The organism is Parapedobacter soli (assembly GCF_025460835.1).
GTDB classification, from domain to species: domain Bacteria; phylum Bacteroidota; class Bacteroidia; order Sphingobacteriales; family Sphingobacteriaceae; genus Parapedobacter; species Parapedobacter soli.
Window position 1 is genome coordinate 144,009 of sequence record NZ_JAMXAY010000002.1, and the last position, 19,331, is coordinate 163,339.

15 protein-coding genes are annotated in these 19,331 nt (G+C 51.0%); 8 read left to right on the plus strand and 7 right to left on the minus strand.

The window, feature by feature from the left end; translation table 11 throughout:
- Positions 1-28: 28 nt before the first annotated feature.
- The gene (locus NGM62_RS01680) at positions 29-1,387 is read left to right on the plus strand and encodes a M23 family metallopeptidase (protein WP_262245453.1); all 1,359 of its coding nucleotides are present in this window, start codon (positions 29-31) and stop codon (positions 1,385-1,387) included.
- Positions 1,388-1,403: 16 nt separating this feature from the next.
- Here NGM62_RS01680 and NGM62_RS01685 read toward each other — a convergent pair whose 3' ends face one another.
- The gene (locus tag NGM62_RS01685) at positions 1,404-3,281 is read right to left on the minus strand and encodes a chloride channel protein (RefSeq protein ID WP_262245454.1); all 1,878 of its coding nucleotides are present in this window, start codon (positions 3,279-3,281) and stop codon (positions 1,404-1,406) included.
- A gap of 283 nt (positions 3,282-3,564) precedes the next feature.
- Between NGM62_RS01685 and NGM62_RS01690 the strand changes: the two genes are divergently transcribed.
- The gene (locus NGM62_RS01690) at positions 3,565-3,777 is read left to right on the plus strand and encodes a hypothetical protein (RefSeq protein ID WP_262245455.1); all 213 of its coding nucleotides are present in this window, start codon (positions 3,565-3,567) and stop codon (positions 3,775-3,777) included.
- 124 nt (positions 3,778-3,901) lie between these two features.
- Here the strand turns inward: NGM62_RS01690 and NGM62_RS01695 are convergent, their stop codons facing one another.
- From NGM62_RS01695 to NGM62_RS01715, 5 genes are all read right to left on the minus strand, one after another.
- A complete protein-coding gene (locus tag NGM62_RS01695) occupies positions 3,902-4,519 on the minus strand; it encodes a TonB-dependent receptor plug domain-containing protein (RefSeq protein ID WP_262245456.1) in 618 nt (205 codons plus the stop codon).
- Between the two features lie 148 nt (positions 4,520-4,667).
- On the minus strand, positions 4,668-5,213 hold the full coding sequence (locus tag NGM62_RS01700) for a hypothetical protein (RefSeq protein WP_262245457.1): 546 nt from the start codon (positions 5,211-5,213) through the stop codon (positions 4,668-4,670).
- Positions 5,214-5,273: 60 nt separating this feature from the next.
- Positions 5,274-6,248 (minus strand): NAD-dependent epimerase/dehydratase family protein, encoded by a 975-nt coding sequence (locus tag NGM62_RS01705; RefSeq protein WP_262245458.1) that lies wholly within the window; start codon positions 6,246-6,248, stop codon positions 5,274-5,276.
- Entirely contained in the window at positions 6,245-7,033 is a 789-nt protein-coding gene (locus NGM62_RS01710; RefSeq protein WP_262245459.1) for an SDR family NAD(P)-dependent oxidoreductase, read from the minus strand. Before NGM62_RS01710 ends, NGM62_RS01705 begins: the two co-directional genes overlap by 4 nt.
- A gap of 39 nt (positions 7,034-7,072) precedes the next feature.
- Positions 7,073-7,822 carry a TrmH family RNA methyltransferase gene (locus NGM62_RS01715; protein ID WP_262245460.1) on the minus strand — a complete coding sequence of 250 codons (750 nt, stop codon included), beginning with the start codon at positions 7,820-7,822 and terminating at the stop codon, positions 7,073-7,075.
- Between the two features lie 44 nt (positions 7,823-7,866).
- Between NGM62_RS01715 and tamL the strand changes: the two genes are divergently transcribed.
- The gene (gene tamL, locus NGM62_RS01720) at positions 7,867-10,176 is read left to right on the plus strand and encodes a translocation and assembly module lipoprotein TamL (RefSeq protein ID WP_262245461.1); all 2,310 of its coding nucleotides are present in this window, start codon (positions 7,867-7,869) and stop codon (positions 10,174-10,176) included.
- Here the strand turns inward: tamL and NGM62_RS01725 are convergent.
- Positions 10,173-10,706 carry a hypothetical protein gene (locus NGM62_RS01725; RefSeq protein WP_262245462.1) on the minus strand — a complete coding sequence of 178 codons (534 nt, stop codon included), beginning with the start codon at positions 10,704-10,706 and terminating at the stop codon, positions 10,173-10,175. The two genes, tamL and NGM62_RS01725, sit on opposite strands and share 4 nt — an antisense overlap.
- Before the next feature lie 112 nt (positions 10,707-10,818).
- Between NGM62_RS01725 and NGM62_RS01730 the strand changes: the two genes are divergently transcribed.
- From NGM62_RS01730 to NGM62_RS01750, 5 genes are all read left to right on the plus strand, one after another.
- Positions 10,819-12,309, plus strand: a complete 1,491-nt coding sequence (locus tag NGM62_RS01730) for a gluconokinase (RefSeq protein ID WP_262245463.1) — start codon at positions 10,819-10,821, stop codon at positions 12,307-12,309.
- A gap of 27 nt (positions 12,310-12,336) precedes the next feature.
- The gene (locus NGM62_RS01735) at positions 12,337-13,656 is read left to right on the plus strand and encodes a gluconate:H+ symporter (RefSeq protein ID WP_262245464.1); all 1,320 of its coding nucleotides are present in this window, start codon (positions 12,337-12,339) and stop codon (positions 13,654-13,656) included.
- A gap of 183 nt (positions 13,657-13,839) precedes the next feature.
- Positions 13,840-14,898, plus strand: coding sequence for an efflux RND transporter periplasmic adaptor subunit (locus NGM62_RS01740; RefSeq protein WP_262245465.1), 1,059 nt, complete (start codon positions 13,840-13,842; stop codon positions 14,896-14,898).
- A gap of 17 nt (positions 14,899-14,915) precedes the next feature.
- On the plus strand, positions 14,916-18,032 hold the full coding sequence (locus NGM62_RS01745; protein WP_262245466.1) for an efflux RND transporter permease subunit: 3,117 nt from the start codon (positions 14,916-14,918) through the stop codon (positions 18,030-18,032).
- A complete protein-coding gene (locus NGM62_RS01750) occupies positions 18,029-19,330 on the plus strand; it encodes a TolC family protein (protein WP_262245467.1) in 1,302 nt (433 codons plus the stop codon). Before NGM62_RS01745 ends, NGM62_RS01750 begins: the two co-directional genes overlap by 4 nt.
- Position 19,331: the final 1 nt, after the last annotated feature.

Consider the following 19,331-nt stretch of genomic DNA (forward strand, 5'->3'; position numbering starts at 1 on the left):
TGGAGATTCTAACTACCTATAGCAAGAAATGACCTCAAGAAAAAATGTACTTGCACTTATTGTGCTTGGCGTAATTGTATTGGGCGCCACGTTTGTTTCTCTTTCCTCTTTTGACACAAGCCCCGAACAGCCGCAGGCGATAGCTGAGGCCACAGCAGAAGTTGAAAACAGTGAGTTGTTGTATGGGCTGTCCATCGGTGGGTTCGACATCGAAACGGAAACTGTTAAACGTAATGAATTCCTTTCGGATATCTTACAGCGCTACCAGATAGACCTCCCAACCATATCGACCGTGGCAGAAAAAGCAAAGCCGGTGTTTGATGTACGTAAGATCGCCGCGGGCCAAGAGTATACCGTTTTTAAAGATAAATCAGGCAAAGCCCACTACTTTGTGTACCAGCCCAACCCGATTGATTACGTGGTATACGACTTGCGCGAGGAAACTTCGGTATACAAGGCCCAGAAGCCGGTAATTACCAAAATAGAAACCGTAGCGGGAACAATACAGAGCTCGCTCTATGAAACGTTGGAAGCTAATGGGGCCAGCCCCGACTTGGCCGTGCAACTGGCAGAGATATATGGCTGGGCGGTCAATTTTTACCGCATCAATAAAGGCGACTGGTTTAAGCTGATGTACGAGCGCAGATACGTAGACGGCCAGCCCGTAGGGCCGGGGCGGATAGAGTCGGCCGTGTTTGGGCACAATGGCAAGGAATACCAGGCATTCTATTTTGAGGGTGACGACGGCGAACGTGGAGCATACTACGATGAAAACGGGAAAAGCCTACGTCGTACATTCCTCAAGGCTCCGCTGAAATATAGCCGTATTTCATCGCGCTATACCATGCGGCGGTTCCATCCCGTGCAACGGCGCTGGAAAGCACATTTGGGCACGGATTTCGCTGCTCCGCATGGCACACCGATTGTTGCGACAGCCGCCGGCGTGGTGACCGAATCGAGCTACGGTAGTGGTAACGGCAACTACGTGAAAATTAAACACGACAATGTATATACTACGCAATACCTGCACATGAGCAAACGTGCCGTGAAACGCGGCCAACGTGTGAGCCAGGGGCAGGTCATCGGCTACGTAGGCAGCACCGGGCTTGCTACGGGCCCCCATGTGTGCTATCGCTTTTGGAAAAATGGCAAGCAGGTTGATGCCCTCGCGCAGGTATTCCCGCCTTCAGAGCCCATCAACGAGAAATACTTCGCTGCCTTTAACCGGTCGATGAACGCTAAGCGGCAGGTATTGGCGTCAGTAGGTTTTGGAAAGCAGAGTAATTTGGAGGTGTATGGTGCACTGGCATTTCGCATCGACCAGCTTTTCGAACCCGAAGAGCAGGATAGCCGCATATTGGAAGGCTTTTCCGCATTGATGCTTTAACCGTGCCGCGGCACGCTCAACCGTTTCGTTTTCTTACTAGGATTTTCTTTCCCTTTATGAGCATCCGCATACTGGAGCGCTTGATGGAGATGTTGGTGCCGAGCTGCTCGTTCCGCATATCGGCAGCTTGGTAGGCGGCTAAGATATTTTTGTAATGCAATAGCCCGATTACCGTGTTGCCCCGGGCAGCGAGCACGGGGAGCACGTCCACATTCTCATGCGTCATCTTGTGGATGGCCTCTTTCAGGCTATTGGTAGCCCTGAGGTACGCAGGCTGCCTTTTGATCAGCGATTTAATCGTTTGCGTTTGGTCCTGGTGATGGGCAAATATGCTGGAGGAACTAACAATGCCGATATACTGGTAATCCGGATCGACAACAATGTAATAGTTGTCCGTAAGTCCCTCGGCGGTCGACCAGTTCCGTAGCTCCTCGATGGTATTGTCGCCCTCAATAACTGTACTGGTTTGCTCAAGGGCTTGTTCCACAGTCAGCTGGTTGAGTTGGTCGGGTTGATAAGAGTCTGGTGTGTGGATGCCCCGCCGGGTGATCTTTTCGGTCATAATGGTGGTATCCATAAATAGATATGAAACGAGGTAAGCAGCCACGCACGACCCCAGTAGTGGTAGCATCGCATTGAACTGCCCGGTGGTCTCCAATGCGAATATGATGGAGGTGAGTACCGCCCGCGATGCCCCTGCAAACATGGCCGACATGCCGACAAGCGCGGCCAAGGGTAGGCTAACGCCGCATGTAGGGAAAAGAATGAGCAGGAGGTGCCCAGCCAATAGGCCTGCAGCAGCCCCGATGGTGAGTAGCGGGGCGAGTGTACCACCCGAAGTGCCGCTGCCGAGGGCGATGACCCATGAGAGGAATTTGAGCAGGCATAAGGAAATCACCATGGCCAGCGGCAGGCTGTTGTTGAGTAGGTCGGTGATGTTTTCGTAGCCGACGCCCAGTGTACGCGGCGCAAAATAACCTACGATACCTACCGCAAGGCCGCCAATGGCAGGCCACCACATCCAGTGGCAGGGCAGCCGCTCAAACGCATCTTCCACCCAGTAGACTGCCTTGGTGATGCCGATAGAAAGAAAGCCGATGGCCAGCCCGATTATACTGTAACTTAGAATAGCCGGATTGGATGCCGTGGGGATTACATGTGCCAATGCGAAGACGGGGGATGCGCTGAATAGGAAGTGATGGCCCGCAGCACCCGTGATGCACGCCAACGATACGGCAATGAGCGATTTAGGGGTGAATTCGAAAAGCAGCAGCTCGATGGCAAGGAAGATGGCGGCTACCGGGCTGCCGAAAATTGCCGTCATACCTGCAGTGGCACCGGCGGCCAGTAGGATCTTGCGCTCGGAATGCGATATCTTGAGCAACTGCCCCAACGTTGAACCAAGTGCTCCACCGGTGGCGATGATGGGGCCTTCAGCACCGAAAGGTCCACCGGTGCCGATAGCGATGGCAGAAGATACCGGTTTCAGATATGTAATGGACGGTCTGATCTTACTTTGATTGGTCAATACTTGTTCCATAGCCTCAGGGATGCCATGCCCCCGGATGGCTTTCGAGCCGTATAACGCCATGAAACCAACAATCAACCCGCCGATTGCTGGAACGGCAATAACCCAGATGCCAAGGCCCGTATCCCACGGACTGCCTTCGTGGAAGGAAAGCGTGCCGTGAAAAGAAAGGTTGGTGATTACATTGATAAACAGGATCAGGAACTTTGCAATGACACTGATTATCGCAGCAATAGCTACCGCATACGCGGCGATAATAATAATGCGTGTTTTGTTCGGTATCGCTGATGAATTGATTCCTTCGGAGCTGAGGGTATCGGTCAACGACATCGAGATGGGGATACCCGCTTGATGTTTTGACGCCATAGTTGGCTACAAAAGTAAGATTTATGAGAGTTATCCAAAATAAAAAACCCCGGTGATTCTCATCAGCGGGGGTTCCAGCAACTAAACTATACAATTAAAATCACAGTTTTAAAGTTGTGTTTTTAGCTTGTTTTGGGCGGCTTTATAGATTGCTAATTTCTATTTTTGATTTTTTTTGGCTAGTTTTTGATTTTTTTAATCAGTTAGCTGCATGTCTTATGGATCGGGTAAACCATATTTATGAGATTCTTTTTTAAAACGTTACCTTTGTGATGAGGAGATTATGGCTATGAAATTGCTTCTGGAAATTAAAGAGAATAAAGCAGATGCCTTGTTGGCGTTACTAAGGGACTTGCCTTATGTAAAAGTCCATCCTGTTGACGATAACGGAGTCCGTTTCCTATCGGAGTTACAAGAGGCTATCGAGGAAATCAAACTAATTAAAGCCGGTAAATTAGAAGGTCGCCCTGCCGAAGAATTATTGGATGAGTTATAGCGTTATCACGATCAAGCCCTTTGATCGACAAGCCAAACGACTGCTAAAAAAATATCCATCGCTTAAGTCCGAGTTAAGAGACTTGATTAGCCAATTGAAGACGAACCCAACGCTAGGTACGGAATTAGCCCATGGCTGCTATAAAATTAGACTGGGCATCCAAAGCAAAGGTAAGGGAAAAAGTGGAGGGGCAAGGGTGATACTCTTCTTGGATACGTGCCGTTATAAGCAAATTGTCGTCAGATAACTTCTTGTTGGTGATGATGTTGATCACCCCGGCCAAAGCATCCGTGCCGTAGGTGACAGACATGGGGCCCTCAACCACTTCAATGCGGTTAATGATGTTAACATCGATCTGGCTAAGGCTTTGCTTGGTGGCGCCACGGTCAATCAGCGGAACACCGTCAACCAATACTTTTACATTCTGGCCAGACATCCCCATCAGCTGGATATCAGTTTCGCCGAGTGTCAAGTCATTAGAAAACCGCATGCCCAACTGGGTGTTCAAGATATTTTCGACTGTGGTCGACGCGCGCAACCGGATTTGGTCGTTTGTAATGGTGCGTACCCGGTATACCGAGTTTTTGATGGATTGCGGCTCGTATTGGCCGGTCACCACCACTTCGTCAAGCGCTTTTGTTCTGAGGGAATCCCATGAAGAACCGGTGTGGGTTGCCTGTGCAAGGGAGACACTGGGTACTATAAATGCACACAGTGAAAAGAGGAGAATCCGTCGGCCCATTTATTTAGACTTTTTATAAATAATAGGCAAACTTATGAGTTATTAAGACTAGTTACAAATAATTTATTCTTTTTGGAGCTGACCAGCCAAAAAAAAATGCCCAACCATCGTCGGTGGTTGGGCAACGTAAGTGGTACCAAACGGCTACCTAATCAAACATAATATTGAAGGTAGTACCGATGCCCACGTATTGCAGGTTAGCGCCGTTCGTGTCTTTCCTGAAAATGCCGTTATAGAAGCCGAAAATATTCCACAGCCGGTTGTGGTAGCCCACTTGCGGCCGCACGTACATACCACCGTTACCGTTAAGGTCGCTTCCGGTTTGGAAACTATAGCCAACGTCAGTGCCCGCGAAGAATCCCTGCCTCGCAGGGTAATAGCGGCCGAAAATGCCCACGGGTATTGACCCGAAGTTCTCGTAGCCTTCCTTTGGGAAATAATGGGTGTATCCCGATGTGATACCGAGCCCCCAGTTAGGTGTCGACATAAGCTGACCCTTGACATCGGCACCTAAAGCGAAACTGCTTTGGTCGGCCAGATCCGCAATCGGCAGTCCTACATTCACACCTGCCTTTATCCATGAATTTTTACGGCTGATTTCCGTAGCGCGTTGTTGGGCATGGGCGCCCCACACAAATACACTCACCATTACGGTGAGCAAAGTAGCGCGATTTATGAGTTGTTTCCGTTTCATGGTCGATATGTTGCAAACGCTATACCAATTTCCACGGAACGGGCTAGCTACGGATGGCAGTTATAGCATCTTGCGGCTTTTGAACCATGCAATGGCCGCGCTGATGCCATTATCGATGGGATGGAACGTGGTGCCCAGTTCGGTTTGTGCTTTGTTACTGCAATAATAATTATTGATGCGGAGGATTTTCATGTTAACGGTAGACAAGGCGGTACGAACCCCTAGTAGCCGCAGTAAGTCGCCGATATATCCGGTGATGCGTAGCAAGGTGCCCGGTACGCGGATAAGTAGCGTTTGCTGGCCGGTCTGTACACATAGCCTTTTGAAAAATGCCCGGTATGTGAGGTTTTCGCCGGCCAGTAGGTAGGCTTCTTTATGTCTGCCCTTCTCCAGTGCATCTACAACCCCGTTGGCCGCGTCTACCACGTTTACAAAGTTTTTGCCACCCGGTGGATGGAACAGCACTTTTTTGCGGTAGCCCATCCGGATGATGGCGCCCGAGCTTGGCTTCCCGTCGTAAGGCCCGATCATGAACGTGGGGCTTACGATAGTAACGGCCATTTCCCCGGTAGCGGCTAAGACAAGACGTTGCCCCTCGAGTTTACTTTTTGCATACCATGCGTTAGTAAATGGCGGCTTTGGCGGCAGTGTCTCATCGCCCGGCACCGTGGGAGTGCCGTAGCCAAAAGTATTTGCCGTGCCTACGTACACCATTTTCTTGACACCATGTTTCTGTGCCACTCGTACCACATGCTCCGTGCCCACGACGTTGATGAGATGGTAATCTTCGTAACGTAGCAGCCGTTGGTCGGTGGTGGCAGCGCAATGGACCACAAAATCGCAGCCAGCGGTTGCCCGTTCGAGCGATGCAGCGTCGGTAATATCGCCGATTACCAATTCCAAGCCACTGCCGATAGGGAGGGTGAACTTTCCCGTGTCACGGATAAGGCCCCTTACTTCGTATCCCCGCGATAGGAGTGTGGCGATTGTATTGGTGGCTAATAAGCCATTTGCACCTGTAACCAATACTCTCATGTGCGTTTGACTTCCTTTTTCATGGCCTTGGTGAGCAGCGGCAGCCGGATATATACGGGAAGGAATTTCATGACCACCCACGTGAGCTTATTCACCCAGTTGAGCATAATGAGCGCGTCCCGCTTGAAAAGCCGCCGAACGGCAATGGCGGCGACCTGCTCGGGGGTAAGCAGCCCCATGGTGGCAAAAAAGCCTTGCTGCTGCAGGCGGGTGCACGAATCACCGTTGGTCATCATAGGACCCGGATTGACCACGCTAAAAAATACATTGGTATCTGCAAACTCTTGATAGAGCCCACGGCTGAGGCTGTATACAAATGCCTTGGAGGCCGGGTATACCGTTTTGAAGCCGATGGGGCTATAGGCGGCCACGCTACCCACATTGAGCACGTAGGCTTGCTCGCGTTTCATCAGGTTAGGCAGCAATTGGTGGGTGAGCAGGGAGGTGGCCTTGACATTCAGCTGGATGATGTTGTCCAAGTAATCCACGTCAACATCCTGAAACTGCTGCGTACCGCCACAACCCGCATTGTTGATCAGAACACGTAGCGCGAACCGGTCATTGACCCAGTGGGCCAAGGCTACAATATTCGTTTTTTGGGTAAGGTCTGTCTCATAGCAATGGGCCTCTTGACCCAGCGCGGCCACCTGCGCAGCTACGGAGTCGAGGCCCTCGCCGGGAAGGCTGACCAAAATGATATTCAGCTTCCGCTTTGCCAGCTCCAGTACAAACGCTTTGCCCAACCCTTGGCTGGCCCCTGTTACCAATGCGTACGTTTTGCCCATCAGTTGTAAAAGTACAATAATTTCTGATATTCGATTTGACTAGCCACCTTTGGTCCGCGTCAGTTCGGCACAGAAAAGCGCGGCAGAGATAGCTACATTGAGCGATTCAGCACCGCCGATACGCGGAATGGTAACGCCACGGGTAATATACGGTAACACCGCTGCACCGATACCATTACCCTCATTGCCCAGCACAACCAGTCCATGCTTGCCGAAATCGGTGTCGTAGATGGAACTGCCGTTGAGGACAGCTCCGAAAACCGGCACGGGCGAACGGGTCACCAGCTCGGCGACGGCTGTGTAATGTACCTGGATACGGGATAGCGACCCCATGCTGGCCTGCACGGTTTTGACATTGTATGCATCTACCGAACCTACCGAACATATAACACGCTTGAAACCGAACCAATCTGCCGTGCGGATGATGGTGCCGAGATTTCCGGGGTCCTGGATGTCGTCAAGTACCAAGTGGAAGCCGCTGCGCAGTATGTTGTCTGTAAGGGGTGCGTAATCGGGTATACTTACCAGTGCCAACACGCCCTGCGGGGTCTTGAGCGAACTGATGCGCTTTAACGTCTGGTCGTCGATTTCAACGGATTTTATATTTTGAGGTATTTTAGGCAATTTTGCAGCCGCTTGGGCAGTATGATAAATACATTGTACCCGATAGTCCGAATGGAGGAATTCCGTGACAGATTTAATGCCTTCTACAATAAATAACCCGTGTTCCCTACGGAATTTCTTTTGTTGGAGTGATGTAATGGCACGGATTTGTGGTTTTGAAAGCATTGTCAATGGTTAAACGGAATTGTCTTTTTACGTATGCAAGTATAATGCTTTTGTCGGTATTATTAGCATCGTGCCGCTCTACACGTTTGCTTGAGTCGGGCCAGGCGCTGGTGACGAAAGTAGAGATCGAAGGCGTTGACCATCAATTTGCCGAAGGCGCCCAATCATATATCCCCCCCATGCTCAGGCCCAATTCGCGTATCAATCTATTTATATATAACTTGGCAAATGCCCGAAATGGACATTACCGGACAACCAATATACGTAATGTAGGCGAACCACCGCATATCTTGGATAGCGCTCTTGTTGATTTTTCAAGGCAACAGATAGGCCGGTACCTGATATCGAAAGGGTTTTTCAATGCAGAAGTGGCACAGGAAATTGAGCTGCGGGGCAAACGTGCACAAGTTTATTTCCACGTTACACCGGGTGAGCCGTTCACGCTCCGCGGGGTAGAAGTCGACATCGCCGACACGTCACTGGCAACCCTGTATGACCGGCATATCGATGCAGCTAGCCCGATTAAGCCCGGTGCACGTTATGATGCCGATTCGTTGGTGGTGGAGCGCGAGCGGGTTTACAACCTGATGCGGCAGCACGGGTACTACGATTACCTGCGACAGTATATGCGTGTAGATGTCGATTCTAGCCTGAACCTTAATCAGGCAGATGTCAAATTGATTGTCGATAATCCGGAAGGACAGCCAAACCACACCAAATTCTATATCGATAGTAGCTTCGTGATTATCCAGCACGATCGTGCCGATCTGAACCAGCCGGTGCCCGACCGAGAAAAACGGGACGGGCAGGTAGACTTCAAAGACCATACAGGCCGCTTCCGGGCAGCCCCGATTGTGCGGTATCTGTTCCACCGCCAAGGGGATAGTTACAACGTCGATTTGGAGAACTTGACCTATGACCGCCTTTATGAGCTCAATGGTTTCCGGAATGTGAAAATCGATTACGAGAAGGTAGATTCCAATCGGCTAAATGTACACTACACATTGGTGCCACGGTCTTATATGGGCAATCAGATCGAAGGTGAATATACATTCAACGCGGGGATGAGCGGTTTCAACATCGGTAATACCTTTACGCACCGCAACCTCTTTGGCGGACTGGAGCAACTGGAAGTGAAGCTGCGTTATGGCGTGTTGTTCGACTCACGACTGCCGGGCAATCTACTGGATCGCGTGTTTAACAACGACTTCCAGGCGGGGGTCAACATCACCGTGCCCAGGCTGATTACGCCGTTCCCGGTACCGTCTGTGAGCAGAAGCGGATTGCCACGCACCATATTTGCCGCAAACGTGCAGGCGTTCGACCAATTTCAGACCTATTCGAACCGCTATTTCAGCGGGACATTATCATACAACTGGTTCGATACACGCTATAAACAGCATAACCTGACACCGGTGGTGCTTGAATACCGGTATGGTCGGCTAAATGAAGATTTTGCACAGCGACTTATCGACCAGGATTTTCTGCTGTATGTAAGGAGTAACAATAGGGCTTACTTTGGCTTGGGCTCCCAGTACGCCTACACAGTGAATGCAATACGGCTCTCGCGGCTGGAAAATTTCCTTTATTTCCGCGGGGCATTGGATCTGAGCGGCAACCTTTTGGGACTTGCGGGCCAGTTAATCCGTTTTAATGAGAATGAAGACGGCGAAAAAAAAATATTCGGTGTGCCCTACCTGCAATATGCAAAAGTGGAAACGGATATACGCTATTATCGGTATCTGGGAGGAGATAGGCAGTTGGTGGTGCGGATCAACCCCGGGGTGGCCATCCCCTATGGCAACAACTCAAGCCTGCTGATTTTCGAGAAAAGCTTTTTCGGTGGGGGGATGAACGGCATACGGGCTTGGCGGGCACGCACGCTGGGGCCGGGAAACTACAACCGTGAGGTGCTTGATGAGAGCCTGCGCCTTAACCTCCGGAACTTGGATCAATTAGGTGAAATCAAGCTGGAAGGGAATGTGGAATACCGGTTTAAGCTGTTGAATGATGTCTTCGGCGCCAAATTGAAAGCCGCTACATTTGCCGACTTCGGCAATATCTGGCGGATTAGTGAGAATGAATTGAACCCGAAAGGTGAATTCAGGTTCGACCGTTTCCTTAATCAGCTGGCTATCGGTGCCGGTGCTGGCCTGCGGTTTGACCTGGATTATTTCGTAATCCGGCTAGACGCCGGGATAAAGGTGCGCGACCCGCAGTTTAGCGGAAAAGAACAATGGGTAATCTCCGAACTCTTCGATAGCAGGGCGTTTAAAGACCAGTATAATCTTACCAACGCGCCCGACCGCTATAATTTCATACAGTACAATTTCGGGATCGGCATGCCGTTTTAAACCAACGACGTTATCCCATGTGAAATCGTTTCAAAGATATTATCCAGATTCAGCCCTTTGCTGTAATTATAAATGAAGAGGCCGACCAGCACCACGATAGCCAATACCATCAATCGCTTGAAAAGATAAGCGATGAGCAGGATAATAGCAGGAATGAGGATGAGGAAATACCAGTTGATAGCGATGGGGTTGAGACCTTGATTGCTTTTCAATACATAATAAAGCCTGCCGTGCGAACCCTGTTGGTTGCGGTGCTTGATGAATACGAATGCGGATGTCTCGATCGCGTTTGGTGTAACGGCCACTCCCTCACGGAACTGCAGCTCCTGTTTGAATCCGTTGATGATAAATTGGTATGTGCCCGAAATAGCATCATTGGGATGCTCTTCCGCATCCGTGGTAATGATGGCCAGCTTACCGTTCTTGACTAGGTTTTCCTTCACAATGAAATGATCGATATCGCGCGCATCTTGCGCATGTACCGATAGTACCGCAATAAAAGCAACTGCAAAGCAACCGAATCTCAACATCTTGAAGCTGGTAATGACTGTTGCAATGTTAATGAAAAAATGTAAAAGTTGGGTGCCTTTATGTATTTCCGCTTCAATTTATCTATGTTTGTGAGTTAACTATCCCCAACCAATGGGTATCATAATCGGTGTAGATATCGGAACTTCAGGTACCAAGGCCGTCGCCTTCCGCGCATCGGCGGGTATGCTGGTACAGGAGCAGGTGGACTACCCGCTGCTAAACCCACGGGCAGGGTGGTTGGAGCAGGAGCCTGCCGTACTGTTTAACGCCGTAATCAAAGCGATTGCCGGTGTGGTACGTAAAGCCCGGCAGCACGACAGCTACGTGGAATGCCTGGGTATAGGCTTCAGCAGTGCCATGCACGGGCTGATTGCCATGGATGAGCAGGGCCAGCCACTGACCAACTGCATTACCTGGGCCGATATGCGTAGTGCGGCTATCGCTTCGCAGCTGAAAAATACGGCCGAAGGCCTCGATATTTATCTGAAAACCGGCACACCGATCCACCCAATGTCGCCCCTCTGCAAACTAGTTTGGTTGCGGGAACACATGCCGGAAGTCTTTAAGGCATCCGGAAAGTTTATTTCTATTAAAGAATATGTTTTCCTCCGGTTGTTCGGCCGCTACGTTGTCGACGAGTCGATTGCATCGGCAACGGGGTTATTTGATATCCATACGTTCCGGTGGTACAGCCCGGCACTCTCGCTGGCTGGTATTTCGACAGAACAGCTTTCAGAGCCCGTACCCATTACCTACAAGCTGGCGGGGCTGGATGAACAGCTTGCCGGCGACATGGGAATCGCACCCGATACGCCGTTTGTTGTAGGCGGGAGCGACGGTTGTTTGGCCAATTTGGGTGCCGGGGCCGTGGCCCCCGGTGAAGCGGCCGTAAGCATCGGTACCAGCGGAGCGATAAGGATGGTGGCCGAAACCCCGCAGACCGATAACAAGGCGCGTACATTTTGCTATGTGCTTACCAACCGGCGGTTTGTGGTAGGTGGCGCCGTGAACAGTGGTGGTATGGTGTTCCGTTGGTACCGCGACAATTTCGGGCCCGATACTGAATCGAGTGACGGGGCCTATCAGGCGCTTGTTGCCGAGGCATCGGCTATCCAGCCGGGGGCCGATGGCCTGCTCTTTTTACCTTATCTTGCGGGTGAGCGGGCACCGCATTGGAATGCGAATGCAAAAGGGCTTTTCTTTGGCGTGCAGCTCCATCATACCAGGGCACATTTTACCAGAGCGGTACTGGAGGGTATTACCTATGGAATGTACAGCGTAGGGAAGGTGCTTGAAGAGCTTGCAGGTCCCATCCAGATAATCCACGCCAACGGTGGGTTCGCACAAGCGCCTTTTTGGGTACAATTGCTGGCTGATGTCTTCAACAGGCGGGTAGTGGTATCTAAAGAAAGTGTGCAGGATGCGGCAAAGGGGGCCTGCATGGTGGTATTGGATGCGCTAGAAGGAGTGGAGGGATTTGATGTCTCTGAGCATTCGTCGGCTAAGGTCAGTTATGAGCCTGATGCCCGAGCACACCGCCGTTATATGGAACATTTTGAAGTGTTCGAGCGGTTGTACGACCGTGTGAAAGACGAATTTTAACCATTATATGCTTATAAAACATTGTGTATGACACCTATTATCATTGTAGCCGGCAGCGTTTTATTCCTATTGATCCTTGTCGTTGTTTTTAAGTTAAGTGCTTTTTTCGCACTCATTATCACCTCGCTGGCGGTAGGCGTGGCACTAGGTATGCCAGCATCGGATGTGGTTGTTTCGATTGAGAATGGCATGGGCAGCACGTTGGGATCGCTGACAATGATACTGGGCTTCGGTGTCATGCTTGGCAAACTGATCGCGGATGGAGGGGGTGTACAACGGATATCGACGCGCCTGATTGACGCATTCGGAATCAAAAATGTGCAGTGGGCCGTGGTGGTCATCGGGTTTGCCGTAGGTATTCCGATGTTTTATAATGTAGGCTTCGTTATTTTGGTGCCTTTCGTTTTCGCAATAGCCGCGCAAACCGGGCTGCCACTTATGTACGTGGGGCTCCCCATGCTCGCGTCGCTATCGGTGACGCATGGCTATTTGCCGCCACACCCTGGGCCAACGGCAATCGGGATACTGTACCATGCCGATATGGGGCTTACATTGGTCTACGGAATTATTGTTGCCATACCGGCCGTGATTCTGGGAGGCGTATTATTTTCGCGTACACTGAAAGGAATACACCCCAACCCGCCGGCAGAGTTCATGGAAGTAACCGTGCCGCCCGAATCCGAAACACCGGGATTTTTTGTTAGTTTGTTTACCGGGTTGTTTCCCGTGTTACTCATCGCAATCGCTTCTGTCTTATCGTTTTTCTTACCAGCAGATTCATCCATAATGGCTGTTGTATCATTCGTGGGCAATCCGGTCATAGCCCTGTTGATTGCGGTATTTGTGGCGGTCTTCACCATGGGGATAGCCCGGGGCCGGACGATGAAGGCGGTGATGGGCAGTTTGGAAGAGTCGGTGCGCAGCATCGTCATGATTTTGTTTATTATCGGTGCGGCAGGCTCATTTAAGCAGGTACTGGTCGATAGCGGCGTGGGCGACGATATAGCTGAATGGGCGGGGACACTTCCGCTATCGCCGCTGGTGCTCGTTTGGGTTATCGCGGCCATCATCAGGGTCGCTTTGGGCTCCGCGACCGTAGCGGGGTTGATGGCAGCCGGTATTGTGCTGCCGCTAATCGGTACAACCGGTACCAGCCCCGAACTTATGGTGCTGGCTACCGGTGCGGGCTCACTGATGTTTTCTCACGTCAACGACACGGGCTTTTGGATGTTTAAAGAATACTTCGGCCTCAGTATCCGTGATACGATCATGTCTTGGTCGCTCATGGAAACAATCGTCTCTGTGGTGGGGTTACTAGGCGTGCTCCTGTTAGATATCTATATTTAATTGCCCGCTTGATTTCGTGGCTTGCTAGGCCCAATACGGAGTGTGTCTAATGCATTTCCGTAAAAAAAGTGATACAGCTACGAATTAGTTGACTATTCCAGTAGATTTGGCTGACGAAAAGCCGTACATTTATGTTTTTTGAGGTGGTAGGCATAGCCCTGCGCCTGATTTTCAGATACCAGAATGAGCAAAAAATACCTATACATAGCGATTGCCGTCGTTGCCGTAGCCTTTGTGAGTTATTGGCTTACGCGAAGCCCCAAGGCCAAAGTTGCTGCTCCCGAACAAGCCCGGGGAAGCGGTGTCATGGAGGTCAATGCCATTGTGGTAGTACCCCGGGCGTTTTCAAATATCATTTCGCTATCGGGCTCGATTGAGCCCGACGAGCAAGTCCAGATACGCAGTGAAGTGTCGGGCATCGTAAGGGAATTGTCATTTCGTGAGGGGACGGCCGTACAAAAAGGACAAGTACTGCTACGTATCGACGATTCGGAATTGCAGGCGCGGCTTATCCAGGCGGTTAGCAGCGAGAAGCTGGCAGAAGACAACGAAGAGCGTGCGCGGCTCCTATTGGAAAAAGAGGCCATCAGCCAGCAGGAGTATGACGTGGCGCACGCCGACTACGAGTCGGCCAAAGCCCAAACCGAGCTTATACGGGCCCAAATAGCCAAAACTACCGTACGTGCTCCGTTTAGTGGCAAAATCGGCCTCCGGTCGATTTCTGAAGGCGAATACCTGACCCCTTCTGTCGTAGTGGCCAATTTGTTGAGCGTCAATCCGGTAAAAGTTTTGTTCTCGGTCCCCGAAAAATATAGCAACGAAATTAAGGTAGGGCAGGGGCTTACATTCGGCGTGAGCGGGTCGGAAGCGAGGTATCATGCAGAGATTTATGCCATCGAGCCCGGAGTGGATCCGGCGACACGCACCGTCAGTATCCGTGCAATTGCCGACAATCCGGAAGGCCGGCTATTCCCGGGAACCTTTGCCCACATCGAGCTGGCCCTGGACCATACCGAAGATGCGGTTTTGGTGCCTACAGAAGCGGTCGTTCCGGTGCAAAATGGCAAACAGGTCTTTTTGTACAAAGATGGTAAGGCAACCGCCACACCCGTGGAAGCTGAAAGCCGTACCCGTACCGATGTACTGATCACCAGTGGCGTATCTATCGGAGATACCGTGCTGACATCCGGGATCATGTCACTTACAGATAGTATGGCCGTATCCGTGCAGGTAACGGAATAGGATTAAACGATAAGCACATGAGTAGTCTCTCCACCATCAGTATCAAAAGGCCGGTTCTCACCATCGTGATGAACCTGATGCTTATTCTATTTGGCGTTATTGGGTATACGTTTTTGGGCGTGCGGGAGTTTCCTTCCATCGATCCGCCCATTGTATCTGTACGGACAAACTATGCGGGGGCCAACCCAGATATTATCGAGTCGCAGATTACAGAACCATTGGAACGGTCGATTAACCAAATCGACGGCATCCGTAATATATCGTCGTCCAGCAGCCAAGGGTCTAGTCGGATAAATATCGAATTTGTGCTGGGTAAAGATCTGGAAGAGGCTGCGAATGACGTGCGCGACAAGGTGTCGCAAGCCATGCGGAGCCTGCCACAGGATATCGATGCGCCGCCCGTGGTATCTAAAGCTGATGCCGACTCCGACCCCATCATTGTGATGACGGTGCAAAGCGGGTCGCGTTCACCCCTGGAGCTGGGCGAGATCGCCGATAATGTAATAGCCCAACGGTTGCAGACATTACCGGGCGTGAGTTCCGTGCAGATTTGGGGCGAAAAGCGCTACGCGATGCGGTTATGGATAGACCCGATGCGGCTATCCGCTTACGGGCTCACCCCCCTGGATGTACGCAACGCCCTGAATCGTCAGAATGTGGAGCTGCCCTCGGGTAAAATAATGGGTGAGAATACCGAATTGGCGATAAAAACCGTAGGTAACCTTACCACCGAAGAGGAGTTCAATAACTTGATAATCCGCTCGGAGGGCGATCGGATTATCCGGTTTGAAGACGTGGGCACTGCGGTACTGGGCCCCGAGAATCTGGAAAGCGAATTCAGGGAGTCGAATTCGATTATGGCAGCCATGGCCATTATACCGCAGCCCGGTACCAACTACATCGACATAGCCGATGCGTTTTACGAGCGGCTTGAGCAGCTCAGAAATGAAGTGCCTGCCGATATCGTGATGGATGTAGCGATAGACAATACGCTATTTATCAAGCAATCGGTAACCGAGGTTGCTGAAACCATCGTTATCGCCTTGATACTGGTGATCTTGATTATTTTCCTCTTTTTCCGCGATTGGGCCATCGCATTCCGGCCACTGATCGATATACCGGTGTCGCTGATTGCCACCTTTTTTGTCATGTATCTCTTTGGGTTCTCGATCAATGTGCTGACATTGCTTGCTATCGTGCTGGCTACGGGTCTGGTGGTCGACGATGGTATTGTGGTGACCGAGAATATCTATAAGAAGGTAGAAGAAGGCATGTCGCCGATCATGGCGGCAATCAAGGGGTCGAATGAGATTTTCTTTGCGGTGATTTCCATCTCCGTGACACTGGCTGCGGTGTTTTTACCAGTGATGTTTATGGAGGGCTTCGTAGGGCGGCTGTTCCGGGAGTTCGGGGTGGTTATTGCCTCTGCTGTACTGATTTCGGCGTTCGTATCGTTATCCCTCACACCGATGCTCAACGCATACCTCATGCGCCGCGGGGCGAGCCATTCGTGGTTTTATAATGCCACCGAGCCCTACTTCGTGAAGATGACCGAGGGTTATGGTCGCTCGCTGCGCCGCTTTATGGGCGCTAAATGGTTGAGTTTCCCGATTTTGGCTATTTGTTTTGGCCTTATTGCCTGGTTTTGGGTACACCTGCCTAAGGAAACGGCGCCTTACGAAGATCGCAGCTTATTACGCGCGAGTATCACTGGGCCCGAGGGGAGTACGTTCGAGTATATGGATCGCTTTATGCTAAAGCTGATCCAGCTGGTGAACGACTCGGTACCGGAGAAAACGGTCAATATGGTCAATACATCACCTTCTTGGGGTGGCTCCGGATCGGCCAATACAGGTATGATGCGCATCGGCTTGGTGCCACCGGGAGAACGTGAGCGTTCGCAGGAGGAGATTGCAGAGGCACTGTCGAGGCAGACACGGCGGTTTACGGAGGCGCGTACATTTGTATCCCAACAGCCTACCATATCAGTGGGCAGGAGGGGAGGCATGCCAATCCAATACATTATCCAAGCCCCTAATTTCGAGAAGTTGGAAGAGAAAATTCCCGTGTTTATGGAACGGGCTACGGCAGATCCTACCTTCGACAACGTAGATGTGAACCTAAAATTCAACCGCCCTGAATTGAATGTGAGCATCGACAGGGATAAAGCGCAAAGTTTGGGGGTTTCGGTATTGGATGTAGCACAAACATTGCAGCTTTCGCTGAGTGGCCAGCGGTTTGCCTATTTCTTGATGCATGGGAAGCAATATGAGGTAATAGGCCAATTTTCCGATAGTGATAGAAGTTCGCCGTTAGACTTGGCAACCATTTTTGTGCGTAGCAGTACTGGCGAGCTGATACAGCTGGATAACCTGGTTGACATGGTAGAACAAAGCAGCCCACCGCAGCTATTTCACAACAACCGGTTTATGTCGGCCACGGTTTCGGCGTCGCTGGCACGGGGCAAAACGATAGAAGACGGCATCAATGCCATGGACCGCATCGCGGATGAGGTGCTCGACGATAGTTTCTCGACGGATTTGAGCGGCGAATCCCGGGACTTTACAGAAAGTAGCTCAAATGCCATGTTTGCTTTCGGTTTGGCGCTGTTGCTGGTGTATTTAATCTTAGCCGCGCAATTTGAAAGTTTCCTAGACCCTGTAATCATCATACTCACCGTGCCCATGGCGGTTGCTGGGGCTATGCTTTCCCTTTGGCTTACCGGCCAATCGTGGAATATTTTCAGCCAGATCGGTACGGTGATGCTCATCGGACTGGTTACCAAAAACGGGATACTCATCGTGGAGTTTGCCAACCAGCTCAAGGAGCGGGGCAAGCCGGTTAAGCAGGCCATTGTGGAGGCTGCCGAAGCCCGGCTCCGCCCGATACTCATGACCAGCTTGGCAATTTCGCTGGGGGCACTACCCATTGCCATGGCTTTTGGCGCTGCTGCCACCAGCCGCATTGGGATGGGGGTAGTTATCGTAGGCGGCACGCTGTTCTCATTGATCCTTACTTTATATATCATCCCGGCAGTATATGCCATGTGGTCGCGCGAGTACAAACCCAATCCCGATCTGGAAGAAGCCAAGCGCATAGAAGCGGAAGTAATGGCAGGTGAACATTTGTTATGAAGAGATTGATTATTGTTACGTTATTTTTCATTCCCTTTTGTGGGGTTGGCCAGTCGGTACTTACAATGGAGGAGGCGGTTGCGATCGCACTGGAAAATAATTATGACATCCGGCTGGTGGCCAAAGATAGCGATGTGGCCTCGAACAACGTAAGTGTAGGCAATGCAGGGATGCTGCCTACCGTTAGTGGTGATGTATCGGCAGCGGCAAGTATCCAGAATACCACGCAGACACTCCTTAGTGGCGAGACCCGCGCGCTGCGCGGTGCGCGCAACCGGTCGATGGCGTATGGGGTAAGTTTGGACTGGACAGTTTTCGACGGTCTCCAGATGTTTACCCGGTATGATCAACTGAAAGCACTAAAGGAGCTAGGCGAAGCAAATCTCAAAACGACCATCCTGTCCACCGTATACGAGGTGATAAGCAACTATTATGACCTGGTACAGCAACAACAGCTTATCAAAGCTACACGAACGGCCCTGGAACTCTCTGCCTTCCGCCACGAAACGGCAGAGAACAGGTACCAGATCGGCCGAGCCTCAAAGCTGGAAGTACTGGCTGCCAGTGTCGATCTGAATACGGATACTACCAATGTGTTGCGGCAACGTGACCTTTTTCGACGTACACAAATCAGACTCAACGAGCTGCTGGCCCGCGACGTGAATACTGATTTTACCGTTGTGGACACCATTTTGATAGCCAGCGACCTCCATTATGAAACCCTGGCCGAACAGGCAAAGCGGCTCAATCCGGCATTACAATCCGCCTTGGTTAGCCACCGCATCAGTCAACTGGAGCTGAAGCGCGTGAAGGGCGAGCGTTACCCCGTTGTGAGCGTTTCTTCGGCTTATACCAGGTCGAGGTCGGCTGCCGAGCTGGGCTTCTCTACCCGTTCGCACAACAACGGCCTTAGTTATGGCGTTTCGGCTTCGATGAATATATTTAATGGATTCATGCAGCGCCGTAATGAACGGAACGCTGAACTGATGCTGGATGCGGCAGAAATTGAAGTGACTAAGACCGAAGAAAATATCCATGCCCAATTGCTCGCCGCATACCAGACCTATTTGATGAACTTGGAACTGGTCCGGTTGGAAGAACGGAACAAGGATATCGCACGGGAGAACATGGATATTACCCTGGAGAAATTTAAGCTCGGGAGCATTGCCCCGGTGGAGTTTCGTGAAGCACAGCGTAATTTTGTGGATGCCAGTACCCGCTACAGCACGGCCCAGTACCAGGCTAAACTGGCCGAAATAACGTTAAATCAAATAGCTGGTGTGCTGAAGGTAGATTGAA